Origin of the sequence: Microbacterium sp. AISO3 (assembly GCF_002204305.1) — a bacterium.
Taxonomy (GTDB): Bacteria; Actinomycetota; Actinomycetes; order Actinomycetales; family Microbacteriaceae; genus Microbacterium; species Microbacterium arborescens.
In genome coordinates, this window is sequence record NZ_NHRF01000009.1 from 32,622 (window position 1) to 47,071 (window position 14,450).

Sequence of the window (14,450 nt, forward strand, 5' to 3'; positions counted from 1 at the left end):
CGCGCGCCAGCGCGCGGTTGCACGGGGCATGGAAGCAGCGCGCGTCGATGTCGTCGTCATCGGCGCGGGGCAAGCGGGGCTCTCGGCCGCCTACCATCTGCGGCGGCGCGGGTTCGTCCCTCTCTCCCCCGGCGAGACCCCCTCCGACGCGTCGGTGCGATCCTTCGTCGTCCTCGATGCCGAGGACGCTCCCGGCGGCGCCTGGCAGCATCGCTGGGAATCGCTGCGCATGGAGACCGTCAACGGCATCCACGAGCTGCCCGGTTTCGCGGTGCCGCCGGCCGACCCGGCAGCTCCGGCCCGCACCGTGCTGCCCGCATACTTCGACGACTACGAGCGACGCTTCGGCCTCGGGGTGCATCGCCCCGTGGAGGTGCGGCGCGTCGAACGCGAGGACGCCGATCCGCGCGGCCGGCTGCGCGTGGTCACCGGCACCGGCTCGTGGTCGGCCCGCTGGGTCGTCAACGCCACGGGGACGTGGCGCCGCCCGTTCTGGCCGCGCTACCCGGGAGCCGAGACCTTCGCGGGGCGTCAGCTCCACGTGCACGACTACGTCTCGGCCCACGAGTTCGCGGGCCAGCGGGTCGTCATCGTCGGCGCCGGCATCTCGGCCATCCAGCTGCTCGACGAGATCTCCCGCGTCGCCGACACCTTCTGGGTGACGCGCGACGAGCTGCGGTGGGATGCCGGCGGGTTCGACACCGCCGCGCGCATCGCGGCCATCGCCGGGGTCGAGGAGCGCGTGCGGCAGGGGCTCCCGCCCGGCAGCGTCATCTCGGTCACCGGCCTGCACTGGAACCGCTGGGCCGAGTCGGCTCAGCAGCGCGGCGTGCTCGTGCGGCATCCGATGTTCGAGCGGATCGAGCCGACCGGCGTGCGCATGCCGGACGGCCGGGTCGAGCCCGCCGATGCGATCCTGTGGGCGACCGGCTTCCGCGCCGACATCCCGCACCTGACCCCGCTGGGCCTGCGGACCGCTGCGGGCGGCATCCGGGTCGCGAACGGGCGCGCGATCGACGAACCGCGGCTGTTCCTCATCGGCTATGGGCCGTCGCAGTCGACGGTCGGCGCCAACCGCGCGGGCCGCGACGCCGTGCGGGCGATCATGTCCGAGCTCGCGGCGGCCCCTGCGCCGGATCCCGAACCCGCCGCGGCGGCGGTTCCCTGAGCCGGCCGGCCAGGGCCCGCCGCCGTCGTCAGGAGTCGGAGCCCACCTGCTGGTCGGCGAAGGTCTGCGCGTAGTCCTCGACGACGGGAACCTCACCGGTGATGATCGGAACGTCCGTCGTCACCGTCGGAATCGACGTCGTCACCGTCGCGTCGGGGATCGAGGCCGACAGCAGCGAACCGTCCTCGCGTCGCGACTGAGCGAGCTGGCGCAGCGACGGGCGGCCGGACAGGAGCGGTCCCTGACCGGCGAGCGGGATGCGGACGGTGTCGCCGCCCGCGACCCGGAACTCTCGACCGCGCACCGAGAAGTCCACCGGGTCGCCCGGCCCCGCGGCGACGGTCATCGCGTCGGCGGTCAGCGTGATGTCCAGGCGCGTGCCCTGCCAGTGCAGGGTGTACTCCAGCGAGGGCCAGTCGCGCGGCAGGCGCGGGTCGAAGCTCAGGGCTCCGTAGTGATCGCGCATGCCGCCGAATCCGGACACGAGAGCGGTCCACACGCCACCGGCCGAGGCGACGTGCACGCCGTCCGAGGCGTTGCTGTGGAGGTCGCCGAGATCGACGTAGATCGACTCGAGGAAGTACTCCAGCGCGAGGTCCTGGTATCCGACCTCGGCCGCGAGAATCGACTGCACGACACCGGACAGGGTCGAGTCGCCGGTCGTGAGCGGGTCGTAGTACTCGAAGTCGGCCAGCTTCTCCTCGTCGGTGAAGTGGTTGCCCTGGAGGAACAGCGCCAGCACCACGTCGGCCTGCTTGAGCACCTGGTAGCGGTAGATCACAAGCGGGTGGAAGTGCAGCAGCAGGGGCCGCTGGCTGTCGGGGGTGTTCTCCAGGTCCCACACCTCGCGGTCGAGGAACACCGCGTCCTGCGGGTGGATGCGCAGCGATTCGCTGAACGGGATGAGCAGTGCCTCGGCAGCCCGCTCCCACCCGTCGGCCTCTGCGGGGTCGAGATCGAGACGCTCGATGAGCGCGCGGTACGCCTCGGGCGCCTCCTCGGCCATGTCGCGCACAGTCCGCGCGGCGAACCGCAGGTTGAACCGCGCCATGACGTTCGTGAAGAGGTTGTCGTTGACGACCGTCGTGTATTCGTCGGGTCCGGTGACGCCGTGGATGTGGAACGACTCTGCGGATCCGTCCTCGCCGAAGCGCCAGAACCCGAGCGTCGACCACAGCCGCGCCGTCTCGACGGCGATGTCGACGGCCTCGCGGTAGAGGAAGTCCACGTCGCCCGTAGCCCGCACGTACTTCGCGAGGGCGAAGCTGACGTCGGCGTTGATGTGGTACTGCGCGGTGCCGGCGGCGTAGTAGGCCGAAGCCTCTTCGCCGTTGATCGTGCGCCACGGGAACAGGGCGCCGGCCTCGTTGAGCTGACGGGCCCGGCGGCGCGCGGCGGGGAGCATGAGGTAGCGCATGCGCAGCGCGTTCCGGGCCCACAGCGGAGTCGTGTAGGCCAGGAAGGGCAGGACGTAGACCTCGGTGTCCCAGAAGTAGTGGCCGCTGTATCCCGACCCGCTGACACCCTTGGCGGGCACGCCCTGTCCATCGGCTCGGGCGGCCGCCTGCGCGAGCTGGAACAGGCACCAGCGGGTCGCCTGCTGCAGGTCCTCGTGGCCGCCGATGCGCACGTCGGAACGACGCCAGAAGTCGGCGCACCACGCCGCCTGCCGCTCGAACTGAACGGCGACGCCCTCCTCGCGGACCCGGTCGAGCACGCGGCGGCCCCGCTCGACGAGCTCGCGCGCCGGCACGCCGCGCGACGTGTGGTAGCTCACGAGCTTGGTGACGGTGATGGGGACGCCCTGCCGGGCGTTCACCCGGTAGACGTTCTTGGCGATGTCGGGCTCGATGAGCCGGCGAGACGAGTACTCGTTCTCGGTCTCGACGAGGTGGTCGGCGACGACCGACACCGTCATGCCCGAGTTGGTGGACTTGTACGACAGGACCGACCGGCCGTCCTCGTCCTGCCAGTACTCCTGCGGCTGGAGGACCCGCTCCTCGATCTTCTCGGTCTTGCGCGGATCGAAGCCCGCGGCGGCGCGGCCCGGCGCCGACCCCCCGTAGACGTCCTCGCCGTCCTGACGGTTGACGATCTGGCTGCTCACCGAGACCGGGGCGTCGGAGTTGAGCACCGTGATGGTCAGCCGCATGATCGCCAGGTGCCTCTGCTCGAACGAGACGAGGCGCTCGAAGTCGACCTGCACCTCCTTGCCGCTCGGGGTGACCCACAGCAGCTTCCGGGTGAGCACGCCGGTGCGCATGTCGAGAACCCGCTCGTAATCGCGGATGTCGGCGACGTCGAGCGAGAGAGGCTCGTCGTCGACGTAGACGCGCATCACCTTCGCGTCGGGCGCGTTGATGATCGTCTGCCCGACCTCGGCGAAGCCGAAGGCCTTCTCGGCGTGGCGGATCGGGAAGATCTCGTGGAAGCCGTTGATGAACGTGCCGTGCTCGTGCGCGTAGCGTCCCTCGGGGTGGTTGCCGCGCAGCCCGAGGTAGCCGTTGCCGACCGCGAAGAGCGTCTCGGTCACGCCGATGTCCTCGACCGAGAACCTCTTCTCGACGAGACGCCAGGGGTCGACGGGGAAGCGATCGCGATCGATCATGAGGGCCTTCCGGAGGACGGGCCCCGCCGCTGGAGGCGGGCGATGCGGGCGGGTGTTGACGTTGGGTCAGACGAACGCGTCGAGATCGTCGACGACGACGTGGGCTCCGAGCGCGCGGAGCGCGTCGGCGCCGGCGCCGCGATCGACGCCGACCACGAGAGCGTAGCCTGCCGCGACTGCCGACTCGACACCCGAGTGGGCGTCCTCGATCGCGACGGAACGGGCCGGATCGACGCCGAGCATGCGCGCGCCCTCCGCGAAGACGTCGGGCGCGGGCTTGGAGGGCAGGTGGCGCTCCTCCGCGATGACGCCGTCCATGACGACGGGGAACCTCTCCAGAAGCCCCGCGACGGCGAGGACCTCGCGCGCGTTCTTCGAGCTGGACACCACGGCGATCGGGACCCCGGCGGCCTGGAGCTTGTCGACCAGGGCCAGCGATCCGGGGTACGGCGCGATTCCCTCGGCTCGCAGGACGCGCTCGAACACGGCGTTCTTGCGGTTGCCGATGCCGCAGATCGTGTCGGCCGACGGGTCGTCGCCGGGGTCGCCCCACGGCACCTCGACGTCGCGCGAACGCAGCAGGCTCGCGACGCCGTCGTAGCGCTTCTTGCCGTCGAGATGGCGGAAGTAGTCGTCCGCGGTGTACTCCGGCGTGATCCCCCAGGCCGTGAACAGCTCGGTGAACATGGCCTGCCAGGCGTGCATGTGCACGTCGGCGGTCGGGGTGAGCACGCCGTCGAGGTCGAACAGGACGCCGTCGTAAGTGGTCAGGTCGGGAAGCTGAGCCGAGGTCACGGAACCAGCGTAATGAGGTCCGGCGGTCACGCCGTCACGGCGATGGTCTGCCGCGCGATCTCCAGCTCCTCGTTCGTCGGGACGACGAGCACCTCGACCCGGGAGGAATCCGTGGAGATCCGGCGGATGCCGCGCCCGCGCTGCTCGTTTCGGGCCGGATCGATCTCGACACCGGCGAACCCGAGCGTCTCGAGGGCTGCGGCGCGCACCAGCGGGGAGTTCTCCCCCACGCCGGCGGTGAAGGAGATGACGTCGACGCCGCCGAGCTCCGCGAGGTACGCACCGGCGTAGGCGCGCAGCCGGTGCGCGTAGACCTCGAACGCCAGTGTGGCCGCCTCATCGCCGCGCTCGACCCCGTCCTCGATGTCGCGCATGTCGGAGACCCCCGCAAGGCCCAGCATGCCGCTGCGCTTGTTCAAGAGGTCGTCGAGCTGAGGGATGGTCATCTCGGCGCGGCGGGCCAGGTGGAAGATGACGGCCGGGTCGATGTCGCCCGACCGCGTGCCCATGACCAGGCCCTCCAGCGGCGTCATCCCCATCGACGTGTCGACCGAGCGACCGCCGTCGATCGCCGTGACGGATGCGCCGTTGCCCAGGTGGAAGACGATCTGGCGCAGCTCGGCGAGCGGACGGCCGAGGTGAGCCGCGGCGGCCTCGGAGACGAACTTGTGGGACGTGCCGTGGAACCCGTAGCGGCGGACGCGATGCGCCTCGGCGAGCGCCGCGTCGATCGCGTAGGTGTAGGCGGCGGGCGGCATCGTCTGGTGGAAGGCGGTGTCGAACACCGCGACGTGCGGCAGGTCGGCGAAGGCGGCCTTGGCCGCACGGATGCCCTGCAGCGCGCCGGGGTTGTGGAGGGGCGCGAGCACCGAGAGCTCGTCGATGTTGATCTCGACGAGGGGCGTGATGAGCGTCGGCTCGAAGAACCGCGCGCCGCCGTGGACGACGCGATGGCCGACGGCGACGGGCGCGTGCTGCTCGAGTGACGGGCCGTTCTCGGCGAACGCGTCGAGCATGAGCTGGAAGCCCGCGGTGTGGTCGGCGATCGGAAGCTCGCGCTCGAAGGTGGCGTCGGTGGCGGTGACCGCGGCCTCCCCGCCAGCGGCGGGCGGGAAGAACACGGTGTGCTTGACCCGGCCCTGCTCCTGCCCGATGCGCTCGACAAGACCCGACGCGTGAGGGAGCCCGGTCTCGGCGTCGATCAGCTGGTACTTGAACGACGACGAGCCGCTGTTGATGACGAGCACGATGCTCATGCGGATGCCCCTCCCTGGGCCTGGATCGCGGTGATGGCGATCGTGTTGACGATGTCTTCGACGAGGGCTCCGCGGGAGAGGTCGTTGATCGGCTTGTTCAGACCCTGCAGAACGGGACCGATCGCGACGGCGCCGGCGGAGCGCTGGACCGCCTTGTAGGTGTTGTTGCCGGTGTTCAGGTCGGGGAAGACGAACACCGTCGCCTTGCCCGCCACGGAGGATCCGGGCATCTTCTTGGCCGCGACGGCGGCGTCGGTCGCGGCGTCGTACTGGATCGGTCCTTCGACCAGCAGCTCGGGGGCGCGCTCGCGAACGAGCGCGGTGGCCGCGCGCACCTTGTCGACGTCGGCGCCCGACCCCGACTCCCCCGTCGAGTACGACAGCATCGCCACGCGCGGGTCGATGCCGAACTGGCGCGCCGTCTCGGCCGACGAGACGGCGATGTCGGCGAGCTGCTCGCTCGTGGGGTCGGGGATGACGGCGCAGTCGCCGTAGACGAGGACGCGGTCGGCGAGCGCCATGAGGAAGACGCTCGAGACGACCGAGACGCCGGGCTTGGTCTTGATGATCTCGAACGCGGGACGGATCGTGTGCGCCGTCGTGTGCGCGGCTCCCGAGACCATGCCGTCGGCGAGACCGAGGTGCACCATGAGCGTGCCGAAGTACGACACGTCGGTGACCGTGTCGGCCGCCTGGCCGTACGTCATCCCCTTGTGAGCGCGCAGGCGCTCGTATTCGCGGGCGAACTTGTCGACGTGGACGGCGTCGAAGGGCGAGAGGATCTCGGCTCCGCGCAGGTCGAGACCGAGCTCCAGCGCTCGCGAGCGCACCTCGATCTCCTCGCCCAGCAGCGTGATGTCGGCGATGCCACGGGCGAGGACGATCGACGCAGCGTGCAGCACGCGGTCGTCGTCGGCTTCGGGCAGGACGATGCGGCGGCGGTCCGTGCGCGCCCGCTCGACCAGGCCGTACGCGAACATCAGCGGGGTCACGACGGTGGACCGCGCGAGCCCGAGCGCCTCGGTCAGCTCATTGGTGTCGATGTGCCGCTCGAACAGGGCCGCGGCCGCCTCGTAGTGCCGGCGCGAATCGGCCGCGAGGCGCCCACGCGTGCCCATGATGCGGGCGGCGGTCTCGTAGGTGTCGAGATCGGTGGCGATGATCGGGAGCGTCTCGCCGACGCCGTCGATCAGCCGGTCGACCGCCTCAGGCAGCGGGAACCCGCCGTTGATGACGATCGCCGAGAGCGAGGGGAACGTGCCCGACCCGTGCGCGAGCAGGGTCGCGAGCAGCACCTCGGCCCGGTCGGAGGGGATGACCACGACCGAGCGCTCGCTGAGCCGCGGGAGCACGTTGACCATCGACATCGCGCCGATGACGACCCCGAGCACCTCGCGCCCCAGGAGGTCGGCGTCGCCCTTGACGAGCGAGCCCTCGACCGCGGCCAGGACGGTGCTCACCGACGGCGAGACGAGGAAGCGGTCCTCCGGCACGGCCCAGACCGGGACGCTCTGCGGCACCGCGCCGCGCACGGCGTCGATGATCTCGTCGAGACGATCGCCGTCCGCACGGTTGGCGACGACGGCGAACAGCTCGGCGCGGTCGCCGCGCAGCTCCGACACCGCCAGCGAGGCGATCTGCCCCATCTCGTCAGGGGTGCGCGCGGGGGCGGACCCGAGCTTCTCGCCGCCGCCCTGTCCCGCCCGTCCGCCGAGGACCAGCAGCACCGGCGCGCCGAGGTTCACCGCGATGCGGCCGTTGTAGCTCAGCTCGGCGGGGGAACCGACATCCGTGTAGTCGCTGCCCATGATGACGACGGCGTCGCACTTGGCCTCGACCGACTTGTACCGCTCCACGATGCGAGAGAGCGCCCCGTCGGGGTCGCGCCGCATGTCGTCGTAGGTGACGCCGATGCACTCGTCGTACGCGAGGTCGACGCCGTCGTGGTCGAGCAGCATCTCGAGGACGTAGTCGCGTTCCTCCGTCGACCGGGCGATCGGCCGGAAGACGCCGACGCGCGGCGCGACGCGGCTGAACGCCTCGAGCACCCCCAGCGCGATGATCGACTTCGCGGAATGGCCTTCTGCGGACGTGATGTAGATGCTCTGAGCCACGGGTTCAGCCTAAGAGGGAGAGGCCTGACCACGAGCCGTGAATATCGCCACGGTCGTGGCGGCGGATGCCGCAGGCCACGACGGTGGGGGAAAAATAAGACTCTCCGCGAACCCGGCAGAGCCCGGTTACCCTTGCTACGTTTCCGTCCTGGGGGAGTTGGCCTGGATGCCGCCTCGCGGAGAGCTGTCACCAGTCTAACCCGGAACCTGAGTCCTCCCGTCACCGGGGCCGGTTAGGCTCTCGCCAGACGGGCGCGACGCGGCGGGGCACGCGACGCGGAGAACGAGGGGATCGCATGACCAACCACGGCACCCAGGCAGCTTTCGGTCCCGACCGGTTCGCCGCCACCACCGATGCCATCTCGGCGAGTATCGCCCGCGTCATCGACGGAAAGCCCGAGGCGGTGCGCTCCGCGCTCGTCTGCCTCCTGGCCGAGGGGCATCTCCTCATCGAGGACGTGCCCGGCGTCGGCAAGACGATGCTCGCGCGTGCGCTCGCCGCGACGGTGGACGCCACGGTGCGCCGCATCCAGTTCACCCCCGACCTGCTGCCCGGCGACGTCACGGGCGTGAGTGTCTTCAATCAGGCCGATCGCGAGTTCGAGTTCAAGCAGGGGGCGATCTTCGCCCACATCGTCATCGCCGACGAGATCAACCGATCCTCCCCCAAGACGCAGTCCGCGCTGCTGGAGGCGATGGAGGAGCGCCAGGTGACGGTCGACGGGCGCACCCATGCGCTGCCCGCGCCGTTCCTGGTGGTCGCGACGCAGAACCCCCTCGAGATGGAAGGCACCTACGCCCTGCCGGAGGCGCAGCGCGACCGCTTCATGATGCGCATCTCGATGGGCTATCCCGACGCCGGATCCGAGGCTCGGATGCTGCGCGAGCGCGACACCGTCAACCCGTTGTCGTCGCTCGCCCCGGTCATCACGGCGCGCGAGGTGCAGGATCTCATCGCCTGGGCCCGCAGCCTGCATGTCTCGCCCTCCGTCGAGGAGTACGCGGTCGCGATCGCCCGCGCCACCCGCGATCACCGCGACCTGCGCCTGGGGGCCAGTCCCCGCGCCACTCTGCAGCTCGTCCGTGCCGCGAAGGTGTGGGCAGCCCTCGACGGCCGCCCCTTCGTCATCCCGGACGACATCGTCGCGCTGCTTCAGCCGGTCTTCGCCCACCGCCTCATCCCGGCGCGGACGACCGGCGCGTCCCGCGGCCGCAGCGGTGCCGAAGTCGTCGAAGCGGCGTTGGCCGACATCGCCGCGACGGTGCCGGTGCCGCTGCCGGTCCGCTGAGTCCGCCATGACCGGTTCTTCCCGTCCGGCTCACCGCCGGCATCGGCTGGGCCCCGCCCTCCGACGGGCCTGGCCGCTGACAGCCCGCGGTTGCGGCGCGCTGCTGATCGCCGTCGCCGCCATCGTCTGCGCGCACGCCTTCGGCGTCGTGGAGCTCGTATACGTCGGCGTGCTGCTGATCGCGGCCGTCGCACTGGGCTGGGTGTCGCTGTGGTTCGTCCACAGGTACGGCGACGTGTCGCGTTCGTTCTCCCCCGACGTCGCCGCCGTCGGGAGCGAGAGCGTCGTGACCGTGCACGCGACGGCCCGCGGCGGGGTCTCCGGCGCGATCGCCCGGTGGACCGACATGTTGCCGAACGGCGTGGAGGGAGACGCATCCGGCATCCTCACCGGTGCGGCCGCTCTCGACCGCATCCGGCTGACCTACCGCATCCGGGGCACCCGGCGCGGCATCCGCGACGTCGGCCCCTTCGCCCTCGTCGTGACCGATCCCTTCGGGTTCACCCGCCGGAGCGTCCGCATGGGCCGGGCTGAGCCGATCACCGTCGCGCCGGCGACCGTGATGCTTCCCCCGCTGACGGAATACCCCGGCGAGGCGGGCGGCAGCCTCCACACCGCGACGCACCAGCTGGGCGAGGGCGCCGACAACCTCATCCCCCGGGCCTATGCGCCGGGCGACTCGATGCGGCGGATCAACTGGCGCGCGAGCGCGCACCACGACGAGCTGATGGTGCGTCAGGAGGAGCAGGAGTCCACTCCCGAGGCCACCGTCGTGCTCGACCGGGCGGCGTCCCGCTGGGCTCCCGCCGCGTCGCGACCCGGCGAAGACCCGGCGTTCGAGGCCGCCGTGACGGCGGCGATCTCGGCCGTCGCACGCCTGGCCCGGGAGGGCTACGACGTCACGGTCATCGACTCGGAGGGACATCCGGTGGGCGTGCCCGTTCCGGCCGGCGATTCCGTCGCGGTCGAGCAGCTGGCCCTCGACCTGGCCACGATCGTCGCCGGCTCCGACGATCGACTGGCGGCGCTCCCCCGCCTGTTCGCAGGCACCGTCGCGGGACCGGTGGTCGTCGTCTCCGCACGCGTGACGACGGCCGACGCCGATGCGTTGGCGCCGCTCGTGGCGCACAGCGCGCTTCCCGTGCTGCTGGCGGCCGAATCCTCGGAACAGGCGCTCGCACGGGCATCCGCCGCCGGCTGGCGGGCCGGCGTCCTGACTCCCGACGGCGACCTCACCGAGAGCTGGCGAGCCGCGACCGAACGGGGGACCGCTCGTGCCGCGTACTGATCCGTCGCGCCGGTGGCGGCATCGTCCGACGATGCCCTCGCGAGCCGAGCTGAGCCGCACCGGCGACACGCCCCTGGCGGCCGTCCTCCTCCTCTCGATCGTCGCCGCGATCCTCCCGCTGCTGCGCGTGGTCGCCGCCGGCACGTGGCTCGTCGTCGCGGTCGCCGTGGCGGCCGCCCTGCTGCTCGTCGGCGTCGGACTGCGGCGGCTGCACACGCCCGCCGTCGTGGTCACCCTCGCCGAGCTGGTGACGGCGGGTGCACTCGTCACCGCCGTCTACTTCGGCGACACCGCGCTGCTCCTCGTCATCCCGACCCCCGGAACCTTCGCCGAGGTGCCGTCCCTCATCGCCGGCGCGAGCGGGCAGATCGTCAACGGAGTCGCGCCCCTCACCGCGGACCGCCCGCTCGCGGTTCTCGCCGTGACCGCGGTCGCAGCTCTCACGATCCTGCTCGACCACACCGTCATCACGGCACGGATGCCGCTGCTGGCGGCCATCGCCCTCGTCGCGGTATGGCTGATTCCCGCACTGTCCGTGCCTGCGCCCGTCGACCTGATCGCGTTCGTCGTCTTCGCGGCCGCGGTGCTCCTGCTCATCCGGACCGAGACCCGCTCGCGCGAGCGTGCGCTGGCCCGATCGGCCGCAGCCGCCAGCGCCGCCGAGGCGCGACAGCGCGGCGAGGCCGAACCACGGCGCCGCCTGCCACGCTCGGGTGCCGTGCTCGCAGCGGGCCTCGCGGTGACGGCGATCGTGGCGACCGTCATCGTGGTGCCCGAGCTCCCCCGCCCCGCGCCGCGCGTCGGAATCGGAACGGGCCCCGCCACCACCATCAACGCCAGCCTCGAGCTCGGCGACGATCTGCGGCGCCCCACCGACGTCGAGGTGCTCACGACCCGCACCAACGCGCCCAGCATGCCCTACCTGCGTGCCGCGACGCTCTCGAGCTTCGACGGACGCGTCTGGGAACCCGACCGCGACGAGACCACCCCCCTCACTCCCGAGGCGCTCGGTCCGGTCGTCGCCGACCCCGACGTGCGGGTGACCGAGTACCAGACGACCGTCAGCATCACGCAGCTCTCGTCCGCATGGCTGCCGGTACCCGGCCCGGCCGTGCGCGTGGACGACCTCTCCGGCGGCTGGGAGGCGATGCCCTCCAACCGCACGGTGGTCGCCGCGGACACCGACACGCAGGGACAGGAGTACGTCACGACAACCCATGTCGTGCGTCCGACCCTCGAGCAGATCCAGGCGGCCGGGACGACCATCGACGGCCTCCCCGACACCGTCACCCAGCTGCCCGCCGACATGCCCGCCGCGATCGAGCGGACGGCGCGCGAGGTCACCGCGGGGGCCGAGAACGATTACGACCGGCTCGCCGCCCTCCAGCGCTGGTTCCGCAGCGCGGAGTTCACCTACTCGCTCGATGCTCCGGTCTCCGACGGGTTCGACGGATCGGGCGTCGACGCGATCGCGGACTTCCTCGAGGTGCGCAGCGGCTACTGCGTGCACTTCGCCTCCGCGTTCGCGGTGATGGCGCGGACGCTCGACATGCCGTCCCGCATCGTCGTCGGATACCTGCCCGGAACGCTGACCGGCCGCGTCGTCGATGGCGAGAGCGTCGCGACGGTGCTGAGCTCGCAGCTGCACGCGTGGCCCGAGGTGTACTTCGCCGGCATCGGCTGGGTGCCGTTCGAGCCGACGAACAGCCTCGGCACCCCCGCCAGCTATACGCGCTCGGCGCAGCCGCTGCCGGACGACGGCGGGCAGGACGTGCCCCCCGCGCCCGCGCCGCAGCAGACGGCGACGGTCGCGCCCGACGGCGGCCCCACTCCGACGCCGACCGCCTCGACGGGGACGAGCGCGGGCTCCGAAACCTCGCCCCTCGCGCTCGCGCTGCCCTACGGCGGAGTCTTCCTCGGCTTCGCGGCGCTCGTGCTGCTGCCCGCCCTCCTCGGTGCCGCGCGGAGGCGGTGGCAGACGACGGCTGCCGAACGCGGCGATGTGCTCGCGGCGTGGCGGATCGTCCGCGAGAGCGCCCGCGACATCGGCGTGCGCATCGACGACGCCGAGAGTCCCCGCGCGCTCGGCATCCGCCTGGCGGCCGTGCCGCCGGTTCCCGTCGACCGCATCGACGCGCTCGTCGCGGCGGTCGAACGGACGAGCTACGACGTTCCCGACGGCGACCGCGACGCCGCGATCGGCCGCGCCGCGGCATCCGACGCCCTGGCCGTCCGCCGAGGGCTGCTCGCATCCGTCTCGACGCCGCGGCGCATCGGCGCCGTGCTGCTCCCCCGATTCCTCGTCCGCGCCTGATCTCCGCGGGCCCCACGCATGCCGATGGGGCGCACATCCCGACATCGAGCGCAGAAGAAGCTGCGCCGGATGCCGAGAGGTGCGCCCCGTCGCGGTGGGCGCGAGCGTCAGGCCCGGGCGGGGGCCTCCACCTCGTCGGCGCTGTCGTCGGCGAACGGGTCGCCCGAACGCTCGGCGTCGTACAGCTCGCGGTCGAGGATGCCCTCGCGCTTGGCCACGATCGTCGGCACGAGCGCCTGGCCCGCGACGTTGACGGCCGTGCGGCCCATGTCGAGGATCGGGTCGATCGCCAGCAGCAGGCCGACACCCTCGAGCGGCAGGCCCAGGGTCGTGAGGGTCAGCGTGAGCATGACGGTCGCACCCGTCGTGCCCGCCGTCGCGGCGGAACCGACGACAGAGACGACCACGATCAGCAGGTACTGCACCGCGTTCAGCTCGAGGCCGAAGAACTGCGCGACGAAGATCGCGGCGATCGCCGGGTAGATCGCAGCGCAGCCGTCCATCTTCGTCGTCGCCCCGAACGGCACGGCGAACGAGGCGTACTCGCGCGGAACGCCGAGGTTGCGCTCGGTGACCCGCTGCGTGAGCGGCAGGGTGCCGATCGAGGAGCGCGAGACGAAGGCGAGCTGCACGGCGGGCCACACGCCCGAGAAGTACTGCCGCACCGACAGGCCGTGGGTCTTCAGCAGCACGGGATAGACGACGAAGAGCACGAGAGCGAGGCCGATGTAGATGGCGACGGCGAACCAGAGGAGCGTCGTGAGCTTCTCCCAGCCGTAGGTGACGACGGCCGACCCGATCAGGCCGAGGGTGCCGATCGGAGCGATGCGGATGATCCACCAGAGCACCCGCTGGACGACCTTCAGCGCCGACTCGGTGAACGACACGAACGCCTCGGCGCGCTTGCCGAGCTTGAGGGCGGCGATGCCGATCGCGACCGAGATGACGATGATCTGGAGCACGTTGTAGCCGACGCTCGAGCTCGCGGCGCCCGTCTCGGGGTTGATCGAGGTCGACACCGACAGACCGAGGAAGTTCTGCGGGATGAGCCCCGTGAGGAAGCTCCACCAGGAGCCGACGCTCGAGGGGACGTCGGGCGTGAGCTGGCCGGCGTCGACGCGCGCGCCCGGCTGGATCGTGACACCCAGCACGATGCCGATCGTCACGGCGATCAGCGCGGTGATCCCGAACCACAGCAGGGTCTGACCCGCCAGACGCGCGGCGTTGGTGACGTTGCGCAGCTGCGTGATCGAGGCGACGATCGCGAGGAAGATCAGCGGCACGACCGCCGTGCGCAGCAGTGTGACGTAGCCGCTGCCGATCGTCGACAGCGTTGCGGCGAGGCCGTTCGGGTTGCCCTCGGCATCGGGCCCGAGCTGGCGTGCCAGCAGGCCGAGGAGGACGCCCGCGACGAGCGCGATCGTGATCTGGAAGCCGAACGAGCGGTAGAAGGGCTTCTTCCGCTTCGCCGGCGCGGCGTTCTTCGAGGTGGCAGAACTCATGGTGGTGCTCCTGAGAGGGATGACGTCGCGATGGCGACCCACCGACGCTAAACCCGAATCGGGGTCGCCGGGGCCGTATGACCTTCCATGACACCCGCCGGCCTGCTCGCGCCGTC

9 protein-coding genes and 1 other RNA gene are annotated in these 14,450 nt (G+C 71.4%); 4 read left to right on the plus strand and 6 right to left on the minus strand.

Annotation, left to right across the window (positions count from 1 at the left end; genetic code table 11):
• Positions 1 to 28: 28 nt before the first annotated feature.
• Positions 29 to 1,168, plus strand: coding sequence for an NAD(P)-binding domain-containing protein (locus CBF90_RS13090; protein WP_088380793.1), 1,140 nt, complete (start codon positions 29 to 31; stop codon positions 1,166 to 1,168).
• Positions 1,169 to 1,196: 28 nt separating this feature from the next.
• On the opposite strand, the gene CBF90_RS13095 is transcribed toward CBF90_RS13090, so the two are convergent.
• From CBF90_RS13095 to ffs, 5 genes are all read right to left on the minus strand, one after another.
• The gene (locus tag CBF90_RS13095) at positions 1,197 to 3,776 is read right to left on the minus strand and encodes a glycoside hydrolase family 65 protein (RefSeq protein ID WP_083990571.1); all 2,580 of its coding nucleotides are present in this window, start codon (positions 3,774 to 3,776) and stop codon (positions 1,197 to 1,199) included.
• A gap of 66 nt (positions 3,777 to 3,842) precedes the next feature.
• Entirely contained in the window at positions 3,843 to 4,571 is a 729-nt protein-coding gene (locus tag CBF90_RS13100; RefSeq protein WP_071918374.1) for an HAD family phosphatase, read from the minus strand.
• A 26-nt stretch (positions 4,572 to 4,597) separates the two neighbouring features.
• Positions 4,598 to 5,827, minus strand: coding sequence for an acetate/propionate family kinase (locus CBF90_RS13105; protein WP_071918375.1), 1,230 nt, complete (start codon positions 5,825 to 5,827; stop codon positions 4,598 to 4,600).
• Positions 5,824 to 7,941, minus strand: a complete 2,118-nt coding sequence (pta, locus tag CBF90_RS13110) for a phosphate acetyltransferase (RefSeq protein ID WP_088380794.1) — start codon at positions 7,939 to 7,941, stop codon at positions 5,824 to 5,826. The genes CBF90_RS13105 and pta overlap by 4 nt, the downstream gene beginning before the upstream one ends.
• Positions 7,942 to 8,033: 92 nt before the next feature.
• An RNA gene (gene ffs / locus CBF90_RS13115) (signal recognition particle sRNA small type) lies at positions 8,034 to 8,130 on the minus strand.
• A 107-nt stretch (positions 8,131 to 8,237) separates the two neighbouring features.
• Between ffs and CBF90_RS13120 the strand changes: the two genes are divergently transcribed.
• The 3 genes from CBF90_RS13120 to CBF90_RS13130 are packed head-to-tail and all read left to right on the plus strand — an operon-like array spanning position 8,238 to position 12,832.
• Positions 8,238 to 9,230 carry a MoxR family ATPase gene (locus CBF90_RS13120; protein ID WP_023951861.1) on the plus strand — a complete coding sequence of 331 codons (993 nt, stop codon included), beginning with the start codon at positions 8,238 to 8,240 and terminating at the stop codon, positions 9,228 to 9,230.
• A 7-nt stretch (positions 9,231 to 9,237) separates the two neighbouring features.
• Positions 9,238 to 10,518: a DUF58 domain-containing protein gene (locus CBF90_RS13125; RefSeq protein WP_088380795.1), complete on the plus strand. Its 1,281-nt coding sequence runs from the start codon at positions 9,238 to 9,240 to the stop codon at positions 10,516 to 10,518.
• A gap of 31 nt (positions 10,519 to 10,549) precedes the next feature.
• Positions 10,550 to 12,832, plus strand: coding sequence for a DUF3488 and transglutaminase-like domain-containing protein (locus CBF90_RS13130; RefSeq protein ID WP_088380796.1), 2,283 nt, complete (start codon positions 10,550 to 10,552; stop codon positions 12,830 to 12,832).
• A 107-nt stretch (positions 12,833 to 12,939) separates the two neighbouring features.
• Here CBF90_RS13130 and CBF90_RS13135 read toward each other — a convergent pair whose 3' ends face one another.
• A complete protein-coding gene (locus CBF90_RS13135) occupies positions 12,940 to 14,334 on the minus strand; it encodes a dicarboxylate/amino acid:cation symporter (RefSeq protein ID WP_064955922.1) in 1,395 nt (464 codons plus the stop codon).
• Between the last annotated feature and the right edge of the window lie 116 nt (positions 14,335 to 14,450).